Here is a 21,081-nt window from a genome sequence, read left to right as displayed (position 1 = left end):
TGCCTTCTACGAAATGATCAATCACTACTTTTCGAGTTCCACCTGGCTGAAGTCCAACTCCACCGGCGTCTTCCGCCCGAAGATGGACACCATCACCTTCAGCTTCATCTTCTCTTCGGCCACTTCCTGCACGAAGCCGCTGAAATTGTTGAACGGGCCGTCGATCACCTTCACCGCGTCGCCGACACGGAACGGGACCTCCAGCACTTCGACATCCTTGCGCTCCTCGATCTTGCCGATCAGCCGGCGTACTTCGATCGGCTGCAGCGGCGCAGGCGTGTTCTTCGGCCCGACGAAGCTGATCACCGAGGGCGTGTTCAGGATCACATGCTGGGTCGCCTTGTCCATGACCGCTTCGACAAGGATATAGCCCGGGAAGAACGTCCGCGTCTTGCTCTTCTTCTTGCCGTCCTTCACCTCGAACACCTTCTCGGACGGCACGATCACGGCGGTGATCTTCTCGCCGAGATTGGACTGCAAGACCTCGTTCTCGAGGGCCAGTTTGACCTTATTTTCGTGGCCCGAATACGTCCGCACCACGTACCATTTCTTGTCCACCGCTCGCCCCTTCCCTTACAGGATCTGCTGGAGAATCAGGGTGACCCCCGCGTCGACCGCGTAGACGAAGCCGGCGATGATGAGGCAGACCACCAGAACGATGACCGTCGAATCGCGCAGATCATCTTTCTTCGGCCAGGTGACCTTCTTCATCTCCTTCACCACGTCGGTGAAGAATCCAATGATCTTATCTTTCATGGGCGTGACCCCTTTTTCACATGATCCATTATCCATGGATCATGGATAACGGATAATTATGTTTTGCACGTCAGGAGGGACTTGAACCCCCAACCTGCGGTTTTGGAGACCGCTGCTCTAGCCAATTGAGCTACTGACGTGTGGCGTACACCGACCCGTCATGGCCCGTACAGGCCCCGGCCGGGATCAGCGCGTCTCTTTGTGCGTCGTGTGCTTGCTGCACCAACGGCAATACTTCTTGTGCTCCACGCGGCCCGACTGCTTCTTCTTGTTCTTGGTCGTGGAGTAGTTCCGGCGCTTGCAGTCCGTGCATTCCAACGTGATGATGTCTCTCACTGGGTCCTCGGGTCTCTATCTTTGACGCAGGGTTCACGCGGGCTGCGTGCCACGCGCTTGAGCTTGCGACCGGGATTGAACCGGTGACCTCTTCCTTACCAAGGAAGTGCTCTACCAACTGAGCTACGCAAGCAACAACTTCACACCAACCTCGAGCGGGAGACGGGACTCGAACCCGCGACCAACAGCTTGGAAGGCTGTGACTCTACCAACTGAGTTACTCCCGCGGTACGCCACATCTGCCAACACACTTTCACCGCGACCAACCCCGCTTCTGCTTCCAATGAAGAACTAAGAATTCTTAGTTCTCAATTCTTAATTCATCCGTGGGCAGGGAAGGATTCGAACCTCCGAAGGCCGAAGCCGACAGATTTACAGTCTGTTGCGTTTGACCGCTTCGCTACCTGCCCGATACACAAAGATCAGTACCACCCTTCCACATCCCAGAGCTGGCGATGGGACTCGAACCCGCAACCTGCTGATTACAAATCAGCTGCTCTACCGATTGAGCTACGCCAGCAGACAAAACACCCCTTCGTCATCCCCGACTCTTGCGAGATGACTACGGGCTTCCTTTGACGGCTAAGCACAGTAATATAAGAAACTTTTACAAATAGTCAACTACAAATGTGTGGGAAAACAGAAGAAAGATCAGCGGAGGCCGGAAAGCCGTGACCGCAGTTCCATCGAGGTTGGATCCATCGAAATCCCCCAAAGATAGGCATTTTTTGCCTCTTCCGCAAGCCCATGCAGAAGATAATAATCCCCCCGGGCAAGATACGCACCCCCGTACAGCCGCCAGATCATGTCCTCAAGCCGCCCCCCCCTCGCATTTGGCCTCGCCCGGAACTCCTTCAACGGCGTCGGATGAAACAGCGTGTCCGCAACCACCCGCATCGCCAACCCCTCCGGCACCCGCACCATCCCGGCCGTGAACTCCGGTTCGATCTCCGACGTCACATACACCGCCCGCTCCTCCATCCCCCTGGCGATCATCGCACGGATCATCCCCACGTACCGCGCCTCGATCACCTGCCCGTCGTATGGTACCCCCTGCTCGAACTTCGCCAGCTCCCGCCCGAAAAGATCCACCTCCATGGCAACCTTCTCCATGAACACCGGCGCCTTTGCCGCAAGTTCCTTCAAATACCACGACCGACGCAACAACTCCTTGTCGATCACCAGCACATCCCGCCGCTCCCGACGCACCTCCTGCACATAGTACGACGCCGATACCCAGTAGTCCCATTGATACGACAGTACCAGCGCCCCGGGCTGCAGCGATGCGAACATGTTCGCGGTGTAATCCTCCACAAGATGATCCGATGACCCATCAACTGCCCGATAGTGCACGGCGCATGGCAGCGATCCGGCAACCACCATCAGTGCGCCAACGACCCGCCAGGGCATCCCGATCGCCCGCACCAACCACCCCCCCGCCACCAGAAGACCCGCGGCCGCCCACATTCCCACACAGATGTACGCGAGCAGATAGTACGAATCGATATCCTGGATGTCATAATTGATCGCATACAGCACACACACCACGAACATGATCAACGTGCCCGCCGCGATCTGCCTGTCCTTCATCCAGAGCGCAATGAAGCCGATCACACCGAATACCAGGCCGGCAACCGCGAACTCGCCCGGGATCCCCTGCACGAAAGCACCGAGGTGCTTCATGGCCACTTCCGTCGACGAGAAGATCCACACCCGGTATTGCTTGCCACTCAGGTGCGAAAGAAAGCGCCCCGGAGACGAGGGGTCCCCCCAGTTGCATACCGGCGAGGCCGATGCCCGCAACGGCAAATAGAGATACACGGACAATCCGAGGACGAACGCCGGGACAAGCCGGAGCACCCCTCGCACCATCCCCCGCCAGCTACCGATCGAGGTCCCGTAGAAATACAGTACTCCCGGCACCAGGAGGATCGTGGTCATGTGGTTGGTGAAACTGAGCCCGAGCACGAACGACGCAAGGATCCAGAGCACCTGCGAACCCTTCGCACGGGCCTCCAGCACGAGCACCAGGACAAGCGAGATCATCAGGATGTGCAGCGAATAGACCTCAACGGCAAGGGCCTGGACCCAGAAGGTCCGCGAGAACGCAAGGAAAAGCACACCTCCCGCGGCCGCAGCCTGAACGATCTCCACGGGCACCTGCATCTTCTTTGCCGGCCCCGCAAGGATCATCTGCGCGACCCTATAATAGAAGATGAGCGAGAGCGCACAGAGGATCGCGGCCATGACATTCAGACGATACGCCTCCTCCCCTCCGAACGGGAGATGCGCGAACACCCACCCCACAAGCGTGAACAGCGGATAGCCGGTCGGGTGCGCGATCCCGAGCGAATGCACGACGGTCACGAGCTCCCCGCTGTCAATGAACCCGATGCCCGGCAGCAAGGTCCGGACGTAGACAACCAGGGCACACGCCGCAATGGCAGCGCCAGGCACAAGAGGATGCCGGAAGAGTCGCGTGAAGAACTGCATCATGATCCCGGAGTTGTGGTTTCCATCCGCCCTGCGATCTCAAGGAAGAGAGACCGCACCCTGCTCATGGTGGAAGTGGCCCGCGCCGCAAGTTCCGGTCCGCGTGACCGTGCGGCGCACCGTGCCAGCGTATCAAGTTTGCCTTCTACGGGAAGGATCGAACCGTGCTCGCCGAGGGTGATCCGGATGGACAACTCGAGCCGACGGTAGAAGCTGTAGGCCTCGGCCAGAAGATCCCGTTCGGCCGCGCTGACCACCGGAGGTGACGTCGCGCGCAGCACGGCAAAGACATCCGCTCCCCGGACCTCCGCCGGAACGGCTCCGGCAAGTTGCAGCATCTGCACGAGAAATTCAATATCCACCATCCCGCCGGCACCGAGCTTGATGTCGATGATGGCTTCCCCGCGCGTCCGCGTCCGGGACTCCATCTTCTTGCGCATCTCCACGGTGGTCTGGACCCACCCCGGGGGCAGAGGCGATCCAAAGACGAAGTCGCGGACCTCTTCCAGCACTGCCCGGCCCAACGCTTCATCCCCGGCGATCCAACGAAGGCGTGTCAGCGATTGCCGTTCCCACAGCGATGCGCGCTGTGCGAGATACGACCGGTATGCCGTACGCTCGGTCACCAGCGGAGCGTTCCGCCCCTCCGGACGCAGCCGCATGTCCACCTCATACAACCTCCCCCGGTCCGTCACAGCCGTCAGCGCCCGGACGGCATCGCCGGCGAGTTGCTCCAGACCGCTGAGTTCCTCAGGGCTCGCTCCCTCCCCGATGCACAACAGGTCCACGTCGGCATCGAACGTCAGCTCCCGGCTGCCAAGCTTTCCGAGGGCGAACACGGCAAGGTGGGGAGTGTGCTGCCCCCTGAGCTGCGCGTGCAATGTGTGCCGGACCACCGCTTCCGCGATCATGGACAACTCAGCGGTGAGTTCTTCATATCGGGAGAGCCCGAAGACGAAGCGCAACCCTGCCCGCACTTCGTGATACAGCTTGAAGAGTACCGGATCATCCGTAGGAGCAAGCGCGTCCGGCGCCATCGCCTCCAAACCCGACGGGTCGTTGGCGACGGTCTCCAGGAGGACCGGGTGGTCTCCCAGGGCCCGGGCAAAGCGTGGACTGGCGGAGCACGTTTCGATCACGAAGCGCCGGAAGCGGGGATCCTGGATCCCGGCGTAGAACGACCCCGGAAAGCGTTGGGCCCCGCTGATGAGGGTGACGCTGTGCAGCGTGAGGTCGGGATCCGGCGTGGATGCAATATCATTGAAGAGGACCGTGGCCACCTGGCGGAACGCGGTGCGTGCACGGGTATCGGTCTCACGTGTCCCGCTGAGCGTCGACCCGAACGCGAGGGACCGCATGTTGCGCAATGCCTGGCGCACATCCCGGAATCCGAGATCGACAAGAATGCGATGCGTGGCATCCTCGGTGAGGACCCCATCGATGGCGGCCTCCAGCCCGGCGGCCACCGGTCCTTCGCCCGACTGAAGGACCTTCGTGAAGAGAGAACGCACGTGGCGGAGATGATCGCGGATCTCCTGGTTCAGGATCGACGCCGAAGGCAACCCCACCCGGCGGGCGAGCAACCCCCGTTCGCGCTCGTCGGAAGGCACGGTATGCGTTTGCGTGTTCTGCATGATCTGCAGCCGGTGTTCGATGGTGCGGTAGAACGTGTATGCCTTCACCAATCCTTTCGCATCGCGCACCGGGATCTTCCCATCGTCCCCGAGTGCGACAAGTGCAGCAAGGGTATTCCCGCCACGCATCCTCGGATTCTTGCCGGCATGCAGGAGCTGCAGTGCCTGCACGATGAACTCGATGTCCCTGATCCCTCCGGGCATCAGTTTGATGTTCGTCGTCTCGCCGAGTGTCGACTCGATGCGCGCCTTCATGCGCACGATCGCTTCCGCCGGATGTTCGAGGAATGCGCGGGGATAGACGAACGGCTCCAGGGCCCGGAGGAATGCGGCACTCAGTTCCCTGTCACCCCCGACATGCCGGGCCTTGATCAGCATCTGTCGTTCCCAGAGCTCACCGCGCGACTCATAATAGAGAAGGTAGCTCTGCAGCGAGCGCGCCAGAGGGCCTGCGCCGGATTCAGGACGCAGCCGCATGTCCACACGGAACAAGTGCCCTTCACCGGTCGCGCGCGACAGGTGCTGCACCAGGCGTTCGCCGAGCGCGTGAAAGAATGAGAGCGCAGCTTCCGGATCGTCCCCGGGGCCGGGATCACCATACACAAACAATAGATCGATATCCGAACTGTAGTTCAGCTCCCCCCCGCCGAGTTTACCGAGGCCGATCACGGAGAACGGCAGGTCCGGCACGTTCCCGTCCTTCGCCCGCGCCTGGTCGAAGGTCCATCGGACCGTCGCGTCGATCATCGCATCGGCGAGCCTCGAAAGCTCGGTGGTCACCGACACCAGGTCCGCGATACCCAGGACATCCCGTGCGCCGATCCTCAGAAGTTGCCTGCGGAACATCCGGCGCAGGGCATCCATGCGTCGATCGATCGCGAGGAACATCCCGGTGATCCCGGCGGTCTCCTCCGCCAGTTCAGCAGCGGAGACGGCGGAGTTGAGCACGGAGGAAGCGGTGAGCCAGCGGAAGAGCCCGGGATCGCGGACGAGTATATCGGCAAAGAACCGTGAATTCCCGAGGACCCGCATGAGCATGTCGAGCAGGACCGTATGTTCCACAAGGTCGGTGAAGAGGGATGCCCTGCTGGTACTCACCTCACAGAACCGGAGCAGGTTGGTCAGGCCAAGGTCGGGATCGGGAGCGGAATGGAGGGTGGTCTGGATCGCCCGGGAGAAGTCGTCAAGCGATGCCCGGCTCCCGGATCGCAGGAAAAGCTCATGCAAGGCGCGGAGATTCCGCTCCCCGCTCCGGGCATCATGGAAGAGATCCAGGGGGAGTTCGGGTGCGCTCATGCCACAGGGTACGAAAAAAAGAGGAGAGAGAAAAGACCGTACCCGTGGCCGCGTTTGCTTTTCCCCACCCCCGTCGCTATATTTTTCCATCGATCATTCACGACGCGGAACCGGCATGATCACACTTGTAGCGCTGTACAAACGCCCCTCCGACGATGGGGAATTCGAGAAGCACTTCCTCGAGATCCATGTCCCCTTGCTGCGCCAATTCCCCGGACTGCGCGCATTGAATGTCGTGCGGGTGACCGGCGCGCCCATCGGCGAGAGCAAATTCAGTTTCCTTGTCGAAGCTTCCTTCGACACCCGTACCGCGATGGACGCCGCACTCTCATCGCGCGAAGGAAAGGCTGTCGCACGCGACCTGATGGCCTTCGCCGCCGACCTCGTCACCGTCTTCCACGGTGAACCGCTCGCGTGAACATACCGAGGACTGCCATGGATCATGAGGTTCATCACAACGCCCGTATCCCGTCCGTCGTAAGATCCGGTATGGCCATCCTGTTCCTGCTGACGGGCTTGTCGTGTTCTTCCCCTTCAACCAGAGCGATCCACTGGGAAGCGCTGCCGGGCCCGTACGCGCTCAATGTCTCCGCGGTCTACCCGGTCGGGACGGGATCGATGCTCTATGCCGGACTCACGAACGGCGAGACCGCCATTTCCTTCGATGCGGGCAGGAGCTGGAGCTACCGTACCCCGGTAGCACGTGGCTACCCGGTCCGTGACTTTGCCAGGGACCCCGACTCTCCTACGGGGATCTACGCGACCACCGCTCGCGGCCTGTTCCGATCCGCTGACAGTGCGCGCACATGGAGGGCAGTGCCGCTCGCTGCCCCCGGGCAGTTGCCACTACCGGTTCTCTCGTTCACGTTCGATCCCTGGAAACCCGAGCGACGGTTCGTCGGGACCGAGGGGCGGGGCATCTATCGCTCCACCGATGCCGGTTCGACCTGGTACCCCATCCCTCTCCAGAAAGATTCATCGCTGGCGTTCGCGAGCATCTGGACCATCATCGTTGATCCCGGACGTCCGGACCGCATCCTCGCGGCCGCGGGCACGTTCGGGCTGTTGACCTCCACGGACGGCGGCGACACCTGGGCGGCGATCGCGCGGGGATCGACGCAACTCGGCGCACGGTCGACACATCTCCTGATCCATCCGCGGGAAAGCAACACGTTGCTGCTGGGGACCGATGCAGGGAGCATCTTCCGCACGACCAACGGCGGTGACTTGTGGAGCCCGGTACACCCGGGGGCAGCCGGCAACACGATCCGGTCGCTGCGCAGCGATCCTCAACTCGCGGGAGTGGTGTACGCCGGCACCAACGAAGGCCTCCTCTTCTCCCGCGATTTCGGTGAGAGCTGGCAGGCGCTCGGCGCCGATCTGCCACGGCTGGGCGCCACGGTGGTGGCCGCACCAGCGGGAACACGCCTCTTTGCATTCGGCAACGCGATCGGCCTCAGGTCCTCGGTGGACCGGGGATTAACGTGGTCGCACGCCGATGAACAGCTCGGCGGGGCAACCCCGACGCTCCTCGTGGTCGACCCCGCCGATGCAGGCTATTTCGCGGCAGCCGGCGATGCACTGATCCATTTCCGCACCGATTCTTCCCGATGGATCCCGATCGGCGAAGGGTTGAGCGGCGGTCAGGTCACCTCGATCTCCATTGATCCGCGCCAGCGGCAGTACATGTACGCAACGACCCACGCCGGGCCATTCCGCAGCACCGATGCGGGAGCGCATTGGCACGAGTTTGCACGGTCGATCCCCTCCACACCGTACCTCCTCGTGCAGCACCCCTGGTTCCCGACGCGCATGCTCGCATCCACGGATAAAGGTATCTTCAACAGTACCGACCGCGGCTCGACGTGGAGAGAATCACGGCCCAACGGCAAGACCCCGCCGGTCCGGTCATTCTCCTTCCTCCCTTCGAATGCGGGTTCGGTGTTCGCACCGGCCTCGCCATCTTCCGTGCTCATCACTTCGGATGGTGGCATCTCCTGGGAGACGACACGGTACGGGCTGGGCGCCGACTCGCTGTCCTTCGTGACCCTGGACCCTTCCGATATGAAGGTCATGTATGCCTGGACGTTCACCGGGACCTGCTACCGTTCGTTGAATGGCGGCACGGAGTGGAGCAGATTCTCACCGCCCTGGGAGCAGACGGATCGTGTCCTGTTCGGCCGGGACCCGCAGGACCCATCCAGTTTCGTTGCGATGGTGAATGGCCGGATGCTCTTCCTGACGATCGACGGGGGGACGACATGGACCCGCATTTTTGAACAAGGGTTGCCGGGCACGCCGGTGTCGCTTGCGTGGCACGCGGGCCACGGGATCCTTATCGCAGGCATACGCGACCGGGGAGTGTTCCGCGTCCGTCTCGCGGGTTTCATTCCCCGCACACAGGAAGCTCCGAAGAGCTACCCGAAGTCCACAGATTATTAGTCACGTCCCCGAAAGAAGACCTTGTCATGATGTTCCATCGCATTGCAGGACTCGTCGGAGCGATACTCCTCACGTCCATCGTCGGCGTTGCCCAACCGGCCATCCAGATCGTGGAGAACAAGTCATTTGATTTCGGGGAGTTGCTCAGAGGAACGATCGCCGAAAAGAAGGTCCTCATCAAAAACACCGGGAGCGAGGTCCTGCAATTGTCGGACATCGAGGCCTCGTGCGGATGCACCGGCACCGCACCATCGCAGCGCTCGATCCCGCCGGGACAATCGGCCGTCATCGCCATCTCCTTCAACTCGCGCAACTTCACCGGCAAGGTCCACAAGACCGTCACGGTCCATTCCAATGCCACGAACGACCCGCGGGTGGTCATCGAATTCACCGCGTTGGTCATCGATGAGATACTGCTGACGCCGGGACACTTCTGGTTCAAGGACGCGGAAGTGGGCCGGAAGTCCACGCAGGTCATGGCGATCAAGAACAACGGCAAAGAACCGCTGAAGATCACCGGATGGCGCTGCCAGCTGGCGGGACTCAAGCTTGCGATCCCTGCGGAACCCATCGAACCCGGCGGGTCGGCCGAGGTCACGGCGGAGTTCTCACCGGAGAAGGTGAACGCCATCCTTTCCGAAGGGATGTTCCTGACGACCTCGAACTTCCGGCAGCCTGAGATCTTCATCCCGGTATACGGCAACGTCAAAGAGTTCAAATTCCAATAGCGTCGTCCGCAACAAACCCGGTCTTTTCAACGTCCTTACAAGGGACGGCCAGACCCGCCGATCACCAACGGCGGGTCTCGCTCTTTTCACCGGGTCCCCCTGCCCCGAAAGCCCGCCCGGCCCGATGTCAACGCTCCCGGGGGCCCGCGTGTCCAACCAACAGATCCGGATAATCCAGGAATCCCCGCATGCCCGCTGCTGACGAGCAGCAGTTGATCCGTGAGGCGCAGGACGGGAATCGTAGCGCATTTCGCTGTCTGGTCGAACGCCACATGAGGCAGGCCTACAACGTTGCATACGGTTTCATGCAGGACCAGGAGGCAGCGCACGACGTCGTGCAGGATGCCCTGGTCCGGGCGCATCGCGCCCTGCCCGGATTCCGGGGCGATGCGGAGTTCAACACCTGGCTCCACCGGATCGTCACCAATGTGGCTCTCAATCATATTCGCTCACGATCGGCCCGCAGCAAACGCGAGGTCCGGGTGGATGAGATCCCGGAACCGGGCGCAACGCATGATCACGACATCCATGCGCGGCAGATACGCGATCATCTTGACGAGGCGCTGCGTACACTGCCGGAATTACAGAGAACGGTCGTCACCCTGCGACATATCGAGGGACTGTCCACGCGGGAAGTGAGCACGATGCTGCGGTGTTCCGAGGGGACCGTGAAGACCCATTTGTTCCGGGGACTGAAGAAACTGCGGCAGAAGTTGCAGTATCTCCAGGAGGAGCTTGCATGACAAAACATACCACGATCCAGATCCAGCTGTACGATTACATTCGAGGGGGGTTGTCCGACGCGGAGCAGGATGCGGTCTCTGCGCACCTGCGCACATGCCCAGCGTGCGCCGCGGAAGAAGAAGAGTTGCGTGCGCTGATCACCGCGCAGGGGCCAACCCCGCCCGATCCCGCAGCATCGCTTCCGCAGGAATTCTGGAACACGCTCCTGAACGAGGTCGACCTGCGGATCTCATCGCACGCCCCGGCGGTATCTTGGTACCGCCGGCTGGCCGTCTGGATGGCACCAGGCCCCACCCCGCAGTACCGGATCGCCGTCTCGTTCGCAGCCATCCTGATCGTTGCGGGGAGTGCGCTGATCACCTGGACGGTCATGCGTCATGCCCCGGAACCGCTGGCACCGGCCGTAGCTGACGCCAGCGTCGTGGATTCATCGGCCATCGTGAAACCCACCCGTCTCCAGAAATATCTGCATCGGTCGCGCACCCTGCTTGTGGGTGTGGCGAACATGAACGTGCCCGGGGACCAGCCGGCGGATCTCCAGACCGAACGCAGGGTCTCACGCGAACTGGTGATCGAAGCCCGGGCACTCCGTCAGGAGTCGTTGGATGCGCACTCGGCCCGGCTGATCAACGACCTGGAAAAGATCCAGATCGAACTTGCGAACATGACCCCCGACGACGTGGCCCCCGGGGTCGACATGATCCGCCAGGGGATCGAATCGAAGAATCTGCTGTTCAAATTGCGGATCGCTGAAACGCTCTATCAACAGGTGAAGTATGCGGAATAGATCAGACCATCATACGGCCCCGCGGTGGGAGTGGGCCGTACGTTTGGCGATGCTCGCCGTCGCGGCGTTCCCGGCGGAAACGCTGGGACAGGAGGCGCCTCCGGCGGCGGCATCACCATTCGCTTTCGTCGTATTCACGCCCGGGCCTGACGATCCGGCGTATACGCTGTACCGCGAAGGATATGCCGCGGTCCTCGGGGAGCAGTGGGGTCCGGCACGCAAGTCGTTCGCGGAACTCCAGCGGCGCTACCCCGGCAGTCAGTTCGCGGATGACGCGGCGTACTGGACCGCGTACTCGTGGAAGGACCAGGATCCCGCAAAGGCAGCGACCCTGTATCGCAGACTCCTGCGCGATTTTCCCCGGAGCCCCTATCTCGACGATGCGGTCGCTGACCTCCGCATGCTCGAGGTCGGCCAGGAACTCGCGCGGATGCAGGAATTCCGCACCGTGCCTCTTGCGCGGCACGAGATCCGCATCGGGATCGGACAGGAGATCGGAAGGCTGCGCGAGGACCTGGGACGGCTGCGCGCGACCCAGGAGGCAGTGGAAGAGACCAGGCTGATGGTGTTCGGGTATGGTGATACGATCATCATCCGCAGCATTCCGCCGCAACGTACGCGCACACCGCTGCAACCGTTGGACCCGCAAGCGCGCATGCGCCTGAAGGCCATGCAGGAGCTCGGACGGTCCGGAGGCAATGGCGATGCTCCCCGCGCACTCAAAGAAGTGGTCTTGGATCCACGCCAACCTCCCCTGCTCCGCCTCTCGGCGGTGCACTCGCTCGGTTCGCTGCGCCAGCCCGAAGCCCGGGCAGCGCTCCTTGAGATCGCCCGGACCGATGCGGCACCGGACTTCCAGCGATCCGCCATCGAGGTGTATGCACAGAGCGCACCGGAACGCGGCAAGGCTGTGGAAGAGCTGATCGGATTGTTCCGTCAATTCAGCGGCACAGAACACCACCGTGATCCCCGCCTCGGCACGACGCTCTATGCCATCGCATCGATCGGTGATGCGCGGGCAACGGATTTCCTGGCCGAGGTCGCACGGACACATCCCGACGACGACATCCGCAACAGCGCGGTCATGTATCTCGGCAGCATGGGCACGGAACGTTCACGGGCAGCGCTCATCCAACTGCTGCGCGAAGAGTGAACCGGGATGTCAACGGACACACGGATGCCTGTGTCCAACTCCCGGAACGTCACACAAACAGGAGACACACGATGCGTACACTGGCAACACTTGTTGTGCTTCTGCCGCTGGTCCTTTCCGGGAGTGCATGCGGCAATGCTGAAGAAGGACCGCGCCGGGAAGCGAAGATCAGGCTCCGCACCGCGGAGGACTCTCACCGGGGCTACCTTGGGGTCGGGATTCATGACCTGCGCCCTGCGCAGGCAAAAGAAATGAAGCTCGCGGTCAAGACCGGAGCACTCGTGAACGAAGTTGTTGATGACAGCCCCGCGGCAGAGGCGGGCATCATGGAGAACGATGTGATCGTGGAGTTCAACAAGACCACGATCGATGATGCCGCGGAGCTTACGGAGGCGGTACGCAGGACCGAACCGGGGACCAAAACCACGGTGACCGTGGTGCGCAAGGACCAGAAAAAGACCCTCCAGGTCGCGGTGGGGTCGTTCCCCGTGCCCAGGGTTCGCGCCCTGGCCAACGGAGTCCCCATGCCACCTCTCCATATGAATGTCTTCTCCTCCATGAATGCCGTGAACGGGCTGACGCTCATGGAATTGAATCCTCAGCTCGCGGAGTATTTCGGGGCATCCGCCGGCAAGGGCGTCCTGGTTGAAGAGGTTCAGAAGAGAAGCGCAGCGAAAGAAGCCGGATTCAAAGCAGGTGACGTGATCCTGAAGGTCGGTGAGGATGAGATCGGGGAACCGGGGGATGTGCACGGCGCGCTGGAAGGACTCAAGGAAGGTGACTCCGTTGCGGTGGCAGTACTCCGCAGGGGCACCCCCCTGACCCTCCACATGGAAGTGGATGGCATCCCGGCTGCGGGCTTCTATTTCCGGCATGGCGCACCCGCTGTCCCCCATGTGTCACCGGACATGAAGGTGTTTCAATGGGACCGCATGGAATTGCAGCAGGACCTGCGGAAATTGCAGGAGGAATTGCGGAGCGTGGGACGGGAAATACGGGGAAAGATGGAAAAGCTCCGCAACACCGTGAAGAAGGAAATACGCTCGGCGATGAGCTGACGTCATGAAGGGTGGCGGGAGGGGGGGCTGGAAGGTTCTCCTCCCGCATGAAGGGGCCGGTGTGAAGTTCCGGGATCAGGTACGTTCGACCGGAGCGGCACCCCGGCCCCGGTGTTTTCTCCCCGAAACGCCCGGTAATATCATGTTGATGTAGTCCTCCCTTTTCCCTATCTTGCCTCGACCTGCCCGGCTCACCGGCACACGACAACGACTTTGATTCTCCATCAACACGTCAACTTACAGTAGAAGGGAACGCCATGACCAACGTGCGTAACACCGTGGGACTTTCGATCGCAGTGTTTCTGGTGAGCCTGCTGGTTCTCGGCTGCGGAGGGAAAAAAGAGGTCACTCCCCTTCCGGTCGGAGCGATGCAGGAGTATCGCGATCCGCAGTACGGGTTCCACTTCGAGCATCCGCAGGGCTGGGTAGCCGGCGGCGAAGCCGGCCGTCCACGCATTTACAACACGCTTGAAGCAGGGCAGCGCTTCATGGATCCGACAGGCGCATATCCCGACGGCGTTCTGATCAGCGTGGATGTGATCAAGGCCAGCAATCCCGCGGAGCAGAAGGCATCCATTCTGGCAGAACTGACAAGCTCCGGATTCGTCCTGGGCCAGGCGGCCCCCGCGACCATCGCCGGCAAACCCGCGACGAAGGTCCCGTACACCGCCAACCACAGCACCAAGGTCAAAGAGACCGGCCACCACTTCTATGTGGAGCTCGACACCGTCCTCTATGACATCGCGTTCCGCGGGTTCGGCGATATGTACGCGACACATGCCGCGATCTTTGATTCGGTCGCTGGCAGCTTCACCCTTCCCCGCGCCGTTGAGCCGGGCCGCGATGCGACACTCCCCGCCGATGCATTCACGGAATACGATGCCAAGCTGTTCTCGTTCCAGTATCCTGAGAACTTCAATTTCGAGAATGCAGCAAAGGGGAACAACGACCTCGCGCTCAGCCTCCGTGGCGTGCGCCAGGATTGCTCTGTGCAGTTCATCGTGTTCGGCGCCAAGGCCCTGACCACCGAAAAGGTCGTGGAGCAGAACAAGGGCAAGTATCCGGGTGCAACGCAGGGCAAGGCCACCATCAGCGGCCAGCCGGCGATCACGCTCACGTACACCGCAGCCCGGGATGTCCAACGCCGCGTCTACTTCATGGTGAAGGACGACAAGGTGTACCGCATCATCCTCGATTGGTTCAAGCCGCAGAGCAGTGAGTATCTCGCCGCCTACGACAAACTGATCTCCTCCATCAAGATCAAATAGGGACCCATGGACCATCATATGGTCACCACCGCATTCACGTTGGACGGTTATCGTGTCGTCCGTACTCTCGGTATCGTCCGCGGGATCACTGTTCGTTCGCGCTCCATCGTCGGCAACATCGGCGCCGGTATCCAGACCATCTTCGGAGGGAACATCACCCTCCTGCAGGAGCTCTGCGAGAAGGCACGGCTCGAGGCGTATGGCCTCCTGCTCCAGCACGCCAACGAGATGGGCGCCAATGCCATCATCGGCATGCGCTATGATGCCAACGAGGTGATGTCCGGTGTCACGGAGGTGCTCGCGTACGGAACCGCCGTCGTTGTGGAAAAGGTCTGACCCTGCACCGCATCTGAGCTCCACCCGCTCCGCGCTCGTGCGCGGGGCGGGTGATGGCTCTCCAGCCATCGGATCCATGATCCAGAAGTGTCTGACAGCCCTGCTCTTCCTGTGCGTCCTCGTGTCCTTCAGCGCGGCGAAGGCACAGGACCGCAAGATCCTCAGCCCCCGCGATTCCGTCGTCTTCGCCGTCGACACCAATATCGTGTCGATCTCCTATAGCCGGCCGTCCATGCGGGGGCGCGTTATCATGGGCGACCTCATACCATGGGGCCGTGTGTGGCGGACAGGTGCGAATCAGGCAACCCACCTGCGCACGACCTTCGATATGGTGCTTGGTGGCATGCCCGTTCCGCGCGGGACTTACATGGTCTGGACGATCCCCGGGAAGAAGGGATGGACCATGATCCTGAACAAGCAGACGGGACAGTGGGGCACGCAGTACGATGAGCGGCAGGACCTTGCCCGCTTTCCCGTCGCCATGCGGCACATCGCCGCACAGGTCGATACGTTCTCGATCTCGATCGAACGTGGGAAGGGGGTGTCCGGATCGATCGTTCTCCGTTGGGAGAACACCCGCATCTCCGTTCCCTTTGAACGGCGCACCCATCTTCCAACGCTGAGTCCCACCGATTCATCGTTCGCACGCCTGGGAGGAGGCCGCCTTGCCATCCGCTACGGGCGACCGGCGGTCCGCGGACGCACGATCTGGGGCGTCGTCGTTCCCTGGGATTCCGTATGGCGTACAGGCGCGAATCTGTCCACGGCGTTCACCACAAGTACGGATATCCGGATAGGCGGAACCCGTATCCCGAAGGGATCCTACACGCTCTATTCCATCCCGTCTCAGGATCGCTTCACGCTCATCATCAGCACGCGCGCACCGGGAACCCTCCCGGAATACGACAGCCGGCTTGACCTCGTCCGGATACCGATGACCGGCGGCCTGACGCAGAAGACCCTGGACCGCCTCACGATCTGGTTCGATGCACGCCACGGCGAGGCTGTGCGGCTCAACCTGGGGTGGTCGAACAGGACCTACTCGGTCCGCCTTTCCACCCGGTAGCCCCCCCTCCGCACCCGCTGACCGCGGGAGCCATCCCTCCCGGCGCAAAAACCATCCTTGCTCCCCGTTGCTTATTCTCACATCTCGGCGTACATTAGGGCACTAACCTCCTCTCCAACCCGGGAGTACGCATGGATATCCAGGGCAAGACAGTCTTGATCATCGGCGGCTGGGGTCTTGTGGGGTCCGCAGTCTGCCGCAAGTTCATGGAAGAACACCCCCGCCGTCTTATCGTCACCTCTCTCACCGAATCCGAAGCACGCGAAGCTGTCACAGACCTCGAACGGCTCTATCCTGATGCAGGAAAAGGGTTCTTCGTCCCCTGGTGGGGGAACATCTTCGTCCGTGAGGAATTGAAGGACATGCCGCGTGATCGCATCCTCGCGAGCAAAAAGTACCGTGCGATGATCATCGACGACATGCTCGAAGAACTGAGCGGGCCGGTGCTCGAGCGCTCAAGCCTGTACAAGCTGCTCCAGAAGTTCAAGCCGGAGATCGTCGTGGATTGCGTGAACTCGGCGACCGGCATCGCCTACCAGGACATCTTCCAGTCGTCGCGCAGGGTCCTGAAGGAAGCAAAGGCCGTTCAGCGGTCGCGCAAACAAAAGCCGGACAAGCTCGTCGAAGTGACCGAACAGCTGATCTGCACGCTGTACGTCCCTCAGCTCATCCGTCATGTGCAGCTCATGTACCGGTCGATGCAGATTGCCGGAACGAAGATCTATTTGAAGATCGGCACCAGCGGCACCGGAGGCATGGGGCTGAACATCCCCTATACCCACAGCGAAGAACGCCCGTCGCGCGTGCTGCTCTCGAAGTCGGCAGTGGCAGGCGCGCACACGCTGTTGTTGTTCCTGATGGGCCGCACGCCCGACGCCCCGATCACCAAGGAGATCAAGCCGACCGCGGCGATCGCATGGAAGGCGATCGGCTATGGTGACATCACGAAGCGGGGCCGCGGCATTCCGCTGGAGGACTGCCCGGTGTCCGGTGCGGTGAAACTTGGCAAGACCCTGAAACCCCACATGCCGGGTATCGCCCGCGCACGCGGGGAACAACTCCGTTCGGTCTTCATCGATACGGGGGAGAACGGCTACTTCTCGCGCGGGGAATTTGAGGCGATCTCCACGCCGGGACAGATGGAGTTCGTGACGCCGGAGGAGATCGCCGAGAGCACGGTGTTCGAGATCCGGGCCGGCAACACGGGCCACGATATCATCAACGCGCTCGACAATGCCACGCTGGCGCCGACATACCGCGCGGGCTACATGTTCCATAGCGCCCTGAAGACCATGCGAAAGCTCGAGCAGGACCATGGCGTGGATTCTGTGGCGTTCGAGATGCTCGGGCCGCCCCGGCTTTCCAAACTGCTCTATGAATCGTACCTGCTGAAGGTGTGTTTCGGCGATGTGCGCACGGTCGCACGTACCGAGACGAGCATCCTCAGCCGGCGTCTGCTCGACCTGATCGAGGCGGACGACCAGCTCCGTTCACAGATCATCTCCATCGGCATCCCCATTCTCCTGCCGGACGGCCGTTCGTTGGTGCGTGCGTCGAACATCAAGATCCCTCCGGCGCAGGGTCAGGATGAATTCCCGATCAACGCCTCCAGCATCGACCGCTGGGCGCATGACGGCTGGGTCGATCTGCGCGAAAAGAACATGAAACACTGGCGCCAACGCTTCACGCAGATCATCAAGGAGGTCGAAAGCCTCCCCGACGACGAGACGAGTTCCCGGACGATGCATAACCGGGAATACTGGAAGAATCTCACCGAGATCGACCCCGGGAAGGTCTGCGGCTGGATCTTCACCTATGAGGAAAAGGGCAAACGGATGAAGGCCTGATGGCATGACGACAGCACCGTCACTCGACCCCCGCTACGCGTCACCCCAGATCGTCAGCCCGCGCATCCTCATCGTGGAGGACGAGCGCATCGTCGCCGGCGATATCCGTTCGCGTCTCCGGCGACTGGGCTACTCGGTCGTGGATATGGTCTCCACGGGTGAGGACGCGATCCAGCGGGCGGACACCCTCCGCCCCGACCTCGTCCTGATGGATATCCGCATCGAAGGGCCCATGGATGGCATCGAGGCAGCGGAGGCGATCCGGGCCCGCTTCGATATCCCGGTCATCTATCTGTCCGCCTACGCCGACAAGCAGACGGTGGAGAGGGCCAAGGTCACGGAGCCGTTCGGCTACCTCATCAAGCCATTCGAGGACACCGAACTCCACTCGTCGATCGAGGTCGCTCTGTACAAGAGGAAGACCGAAGCACAGCGGCGGGCTCTGGAGTCGCAGCTCCTCCAGGCCCAGAAGATGGAATCGATCGGCACGCTGGTCGTCGGCCTCGCGCACAACCTGAACAACATCCTGGCGATCATCCTCGGCTACTCCTCACGGCTCGAGCGCACCATGGACGATCCCGCCAAGATCTCCCAGAGCGTCACGGCCATCAATCAGGCCGTGCGGCGCGGGGCATCACTGATCCAGCAGTTGATCGGTGTGACCACCAAGGCAAATCTGCAATTCGCGTCGATCGATGTGAACGGCCTCCTGCAGGACCTGATGCACATGGTGATCGAGATCTTTCCGCGGACGATCACGTTTCATGAGCAGCTGGATCCGGTGAATCCGTTCGTCTCCGCCGACCAGAACCAGCTGCACCAGGCCCTGCTGAATATCCTGCTGAACGCCCGTGATGCCCTCCCGCGCGGAGGCACCATCACGATCACCACCCGGATGGTGAACGGAGCGGACCTGAAGGCCCGGTTCCCCAATCCGAATGACGGTCAGTACGTGTGCATCGAGATCATCGACAACGGCGAAGGCATGGATGCCGATACCCTGCGGCATGCGTTCGAGCCGTTCTTCACGACACGCGACCGGGCGACTTCAACAGGGCTCGGCCTGTCGGTCGTCTACGGCATCGTGACGAGCCACAAGGGGTACATCGATATCCAGAGCACCCCCGGGACGGGAACACACGTCACGCTGGCCTTCCCTGTGGAACCACGCGCACCGTCAACCCTTGGCATGCCATCGGAGACACTGATCGCTCAACTCGGCGGCAGAGAGACCATCCTGGTCGTTGAAGATGAAGAGATGCTCCGGACGCTGGTGCGCGAGATCCTGACGCGCGCGGGGTACGAGGTCCTCGAGGCGGTGGATGGGGAGGATGGCGTCCGCATGTATCGCGAACATCACGATCGGGTGCATCTCGTGTTGCTGGACTTCGGGCTGCCGAAGCTGGCCGGGGATGAGGTCTTCGCGGAGTTGCAGCGCATCAACGAGGGCGTACGTGCCGTGTTCAGTACGGGATACGTCAAGAAGGACAAGACCGATCAGTTGATGGCGCTGGGCGCACGGGGGGTGGTGCACAAGCCGTTCACCGTCACCGAAATGCTTTCGACGATCCGGCGTGTCCTGGACGGCGAGACGATCTAAAGCTCCTCGATGTGGTAGCGCGTCTCCGTCGGACGCATGCCATCATGAAGCCTGCGCAGCGCGCGGTACGCATCCTGGCTGCCGCGCCGGGCGGCCACGCGGTACAGCCGCACCGCCTCCGAGGTCCGCACAGGTACCCCGATCCCCTTTTCATAACACCACGCAAGCGCCATCTCCGCAAGGATCGACCCGTCATCGGCAGCCTGTTCGAGGACCGACAGGGCTTGTGCCTGTGCAAGGGTGTCGGTGTCCTGCCTGAGGGTGACAACGGCACGCCGGATCGCTCCTTCCCTGCTTCCCGCATCAGCCGAACGCGTCCACAAACGATACGCCTCGGCCGGATCGGCCCCCACCCACCTCCCCGCATAATAACAGAGGGCGAGTTCATTCATGGAAGGAACATGTCCGCGCTCCACGCCGGCCTTGAGCATCTGGATCGCCTGGCCCGTCGTCAGCATCGCCTGCTCCTTGAACAACAATCCCTCATAGCCCAGACCCAACAACGCCACCCAGACATACTGGGCCTCAACATCGTTGTGACGCGCCTGCGAGCGGATGTGCGGGATCACGCCCTGTTCCTGCACCAGCCGGGAGAGGAGCTGTGATGCTCGTGGCCAGTCCATACGCAGTGCCCGGATGTAGTAGCTGCATGCCAGGACCACATCCCGCCGCACGCCGAGACCCTTCTCATAGTTCCTGCCGAGGAGAGCAAGCGCTTCCGGGCTTCCAGCCTGCGCCGCTGCGGTGATCCCCTGCAGGCGGAGCGAGTCGACAGCGATATCTTTTTCCAGCATGCTCGACAACCCGAGGGCCTTGCGCAACTCCGGATCACCGCCGGTCAGCACGGACGTCACCAGCGCCTGTCCCGCCGCCGAGTCATCATCGGATTCCGTGAACAGCGCGAGTGGCGATCGTGCCGTGTCGCTTCCCGCACTGTTCTGCTCTGCGTCGCGTGCAGCGGCTCGTTCCAGCTCCGGCAACGCCTCTTTCGCGGGGGCATAGCCGCTTTCAGCGGACTTCCGGACCCAGTACAGGGCCGCGGCGTAGTCGCGCGGCACCACCAGGTTCTCCGTGTAGTGCAGGCCGACAACGAACTCGGCCTCATGCATGCCCGCTTCGGCGCTGATCAGGAACGCTCTATAGGATTCGAACGGATTCCACGAAATGCCCCAGCCATGGTAGAGAAGGATGCCGAGGTTGAAGCGGGAGGAGATCATGTTCTGCTCGGCAGCCTTGAAGAACCAGTAGGCGGCCTTCGTGCTGTCAGCTTCGACACCCCGCCCGAGCAGATACCGCACGCCGAGCTCCTGCTGGGCAACAGGGTCGCCGGCATTCGCCTTCCTCGACACGAGGAAGGCCTGCCAGAGATCGTAGAGTGCATCCGAGGGGAGAATGAGCGGGGGTGTGGTGACGGAGCGCCGTTTGAAGACGGGACTATCCGGCAGCTGCCGATCGACCTGGGCGGCGACCGGCACACTGAGGATCCCTATGAGCATCGTCAGCAGGACGAAGCGTAGCGGTGCCCGCACCCTGACTC

18 protein-coding genes and 5 tRNA genes are annotated in these 21,081 nt (G+C 61.8%); 12 read left to right on the top strand and 11 right to left on the bottom strand.

Features of this window, described 5'->3' with window-relative positions:
* Positions 1-24: 24 nt before the first annotated feature.
* The 10 genes from nusG to IPI01_04505 form a co-directional block, all read right to left on the bottom strand.
* On the bottom strand, positions 25-558 hold the full coding sequence (gene nusG / locus IPI01_04550; protein MBK7257068.1) for a transcription termination/antitermination factor NusG: 534 nt from the start codon (positions 556-558) through the stop codon (positions 25-27).
* A gap of 15 nt (positions 559-573) precedes the next feature.
* Positions 574-756: a preprotein translocase subunit SecE gene (gene secE / locus IPI01_04545; GenBank protein MBK7257067.1), complete on the bottom strand. Its 183-nt coding sequence runs from the start codon at positions 754-756 to the stop codon at positions 574-576.
* A 66-nt stretch (positions 757-822) separates the two neighbouring features.
* Positions 823-896 (bottom strand) — tRNA-Trp (locus IPI01_04540).
* Positions 897-942: 46 nt separating this feature from the next.
* Entirely contained in the window at positions 943-1,092 is a 150-nt protein-coding gene (gene rpmG / locus IPI01_04535) for a 50S ribosomal protein L33 (GenBank protein MBK7257066.1), read from the bottom strand.
* 60 nt (positions 1,093-1,152) lie between these two features.
* Positions 1,153-1,225 (bottom strand) — tRNA-Thr (locus IPI01_04530).
* 21 nt (positions 1,226-1,246) lie between these two features.
* Positions 1,247-1,319, bottom strand: a tRNA-Gly gene (locus tag IPI01_04525).
* Between the two features lie 100 nt (positions 1,320-1,419).
* A tRNA-Tyr gene (locus tag IPI01_04520) sits at positions 1,420-1,502 on the bottom strand.
* Between the two features lie 37 nt (positions 1,503-1,539).
* Positions 1,540-1,612 (bottom strand) — tRNA-Thr (locus IPI01_04515).
* A 131-nt stretch (positions 1,613-1,743) separates the two neighbouring features.
* Entirely contained in the window at positions 1,744-3,588 is a 1,845-nt protein-coding gene (locus tag IPI01_04510; GenBank protein MBK7257065.1) for a DUF2723 domain-containing protein, read from the bottom strand.
* Entirely contained in the window at positions 3,585-6,515 is a 2,931-nt protein-coding gene (locus tag IPI01_04505; protein MBK7257064.1) for a hypothetical protein, read from the bottom strand. The genes IPI01_04510 and IPI01_04505 overlap by 4 nt, the downstream gene beginning before the upstream one ends.
* Before the next feature lie 115 nt (positions 6,516-6,630).
* Between IPI01_04505 and IPI01_04500 the strand changes: the two genes are divergently transcribed.
* From IPI01_04500 to IPI01_04445, 12 genes are all read left to right on the top strand, one after another.
* Positions 6,631-6,933: an EthD family reductase gene (locus tag IPI01_04500; protein ID MBK7257063.1), complete on the top strand. Its 303-nt coding sequence runs from the start codon at positions 6,631-6,633 to the stop codon at positions 6,931-6,933.
* A gap of 71 nt (positions 6,934-7,004) precedes the next feature.
* Entirely contained in the window at positions 7,005-8,957 is a 1,953-nt protein-coding gene (locus tag IPI01_04495) for a hypothetical protein (GenBank protein ID MBK7257062.1), read from the top strand.
* A gap of 26 nt (positions 8,958-8,983) precedes the next feature.
* On the top strand, positions 8,984-9,685 hold the full coding sequence (locus IPI01_04490; protein MBK7257061.1) for a DUF1573 domain-containing protein: 702 nt from the start codon (positions 8,984-8,986) through the stop codon (positions 9,683-9,685).
* 188 nt (positions 9,686-9,873) lie between these two features.
* A complete protein-coding gene (locus tag IPI01_04485; protein MBK7257060.1) occupies positions 9,874-10,428 on the top strand; it encodes an RNA polymerase sigma factor in 555 nt (184 codons plus the stop codon).
* Positions 10,425-11,216 carry a zf-HC2 domain-containing protein gene (locus tag IPI01_04480; GenBank protein ID MBK7257059.1) on the top strand — a complete coding sequence of 264 codons (792 nt, stop codon included), beginning with the start codon at positions 10,425-10,427 and terminating at the stop codon, positions 11,214-11,216. Before IPI01_04485 ends, IPI01_04480 begins: the two co-directional genes overlap by 4 nt.
* Positions 11,206-12,369 (top strand): HEAT repeat domain-containing protein, encoded by a 1,164-nt coding sequence (locus IPI01_04475; GenBank protein MBK7257058.1) that lies wholly within the window; start codon positions 11,206-11,208, stop codon positions 12,367-12,369. Before IPI01_04480 ends, IPI01_04475 begins: the two co-directional genes overlap by 11 nt.
* 71 nt (positions 12,370-12,440) lie before the next feature.
* Entirely contained in the window at positions 12,441-13,427 is a 987-nt protein-coding gene (locus IPI01_04470) for a PDZ domain-containing protein (protein MBK7257057.1), read from the top strand.
* Positions 13,428-13,684: 257 nt separating this feature from the next.
* The gene (locus IPI01_04465; protein ID MBK7257056.1) at positions 13,685-14,695 is read left to right on the top strand and encodes a hypothetical protein; all 1,011 of its coding nucleotides are present in this window, start codon (positions 13,685-13,687) and stop codon (positions 14,693-14,695) included.
* A gap of 6 nt (positions 14,696-14,701) precedes the next feature.
* Positions 14,702-15,031, top strand: a complete 330-nt coding sequence (locus tag IPI01_04460) for a YbjQ family protein (protein MBK7257055.1) — start codon at positions 14,702-14,704, stop codon at positions 15,029-15,031.
* Positions 15,032-15,107: 76 nt separating this feature from the next.
* Complete coding sequence (locus tag IPI01_04455; GenBank protein MBK7257054.1) at positions 15,108-16,097, top strand: DUF2911 domain-containing protein; 990 nt, start codon at positions 15,108-15,110, stop codon at positions 16,095-16,097.
* Between the two features lie 131 nt (positions 16,098-16,228).
* Positions 16,229-17,944 carry a short-chain dehydrogenase gene (locus tag IPI01_04450; protein ID MBK7257053.1) on the top strand — a complete coding sequence of 572 codons (1,716 nt, stop codon included), beginning with the start codon at positions 16,229-16,231 and terminating at the stop codon, positions 17,942-17,944.
* Positions 17,945-17,948: 4 nt separating this feature from the next.
* The gene (locus IPI01_04445; protein MBK7257052.1) at positions 17,949-19,544 is read left to right on the top strand and encodes a response regulator; all 1,596 of its coding nucleotides are present in this window, start codon (positions 17,949-17,951) and stop codon (positions 19,542-19,544) included.
* Here the strand turns inward: IPI01_04445 and IPI01_04440 are convergent.
* Entirely contained in the window at positions 19,541-21,073 is a 1,533-nt protein-coding gene (locus tag IPI01_04440; GenBank protein MBK7257051.1) for a sel1 repeat family protein, read from the bottom strand. The two genes, IPI01_04445 and IPI01_04440, sit on opposite strands and share 4 nt — an antisense overlap.
* Between the last annotated feature and the right edge of the window lie 8 nt (positions 21,074-21,081).

Source organism: Ignavibacteriota bacterium, from assembly GCA_016707525.1.
GTDB lineage: Bacteria > Bacteroidota > Ignavibacteria > UBA10030 > UBA6906 > JAGDMK01.
Note: the sequence above shows the minus strand (reverse complement) of the source record. Positions and strands in the feature narration are given on the sequence as shown.

Bases quoted from the DNA above. Each gene is read 5' to 3' on its own strand.
- secE (MBK7257067.1), bottom strand. From the start codon at position 756: ATGAAAGATAAGATCATTGGATTCTTCACCGACGTGGTGAAGGAGATG.
- IPI01_04510 (MBK7257065.1), bottom strand. From the start codon at position 3,588: ATGATGCAGTTCTTCACGCGACTCTTCCGGCATCCTCTTGTGCCTGGC.
- IPI01_04505 (MBK7257064.1), bottom strand. From the start codon at position 6,515: ATGAGCGCACCCGAACTCCCCCTGGATCTCTTCCATGATGCCCGGAGC.
- IPI01_04500 (MBK7257063.1), top strand. From the start codon at position 6,631: ATGATCACACTTGTAGCGCTGTACAAACGCCCCTCCGACGATGGGGAA.
- IPI01_04495 (MBK7257062.1), top strand. From the start codon at position 7,005: ATGGCCATCCTGTTCCTGCTGACGGGCTTGTCGTGTTCTTCCCCTTCA.
- IPI01_04490 (MBK7257061.1), top strand. From the start codon at position 8,984: ATGATGTTCCATCGCATTGCAGGACTCGTCGGAGCGATACTCCTCACG.
- IPI01_04485 (MBK7257060.1), top strand. From the start codon at position 9,874: ATGCCCGCTGCTGACGAGCAGCAGTTGATCCGTGAGGCGCAGGACGGG.
- IPI01_04480 (MBK7257059.1), top strand. From the start codon at position 10,425: ATGACAAAACATACCACGATCCAGATCCAGCTGTACGATTACATTCGA.
- IPI01_04475 (MBK7257058.1), top strand. From the start codon at position 11,206: ATGCGGAATAGATCAGACCATCATACGGCCCCGCGGTGGGAGTGGGCC.
- IPI01_04470 (MBK7257057.1), top strand. From the start codon at position 12,441: ATGCGTACACTGGCAACACTTGTTGTGCTTCTGCCGCTGGTCCTTTCC.
- IPI01_04465 (MBK7257056.1), top strand. From the start codon at position 13,685: ATGACCAACGTGCGTAACACCGTGGGACTTTCGATCGCAGTGTTTCTG.
- IPI01_04460 (MBK7257055.1), top strand. From the start codon at position 14,702: ATGGACCATCATATGGTCACCACCGCATTCACGTTGGACGGTTATCGT.
- IPI01_04455 (MBK7257054.1), top strand. From the start codon at position 15,108: ATGATCCAGAAGTGTCTGACAGCCCTGCTCTTCCTGTGCGTCCTCGTG.
- IPI01_04450 (MBK7257053.1), top strand. From the start codon at position 16,229: ATGGATATCCAGGGCAAGACAGTCTTGATCATCGGCGGCTGGGGTCTT.
- IPI01_04445 (MBK7257052.1), top strand. From the start codon at position 17,949: ATGACGACAGCACCGTCACTCGACCCCCGCTACGCGTCACCCCAGATC.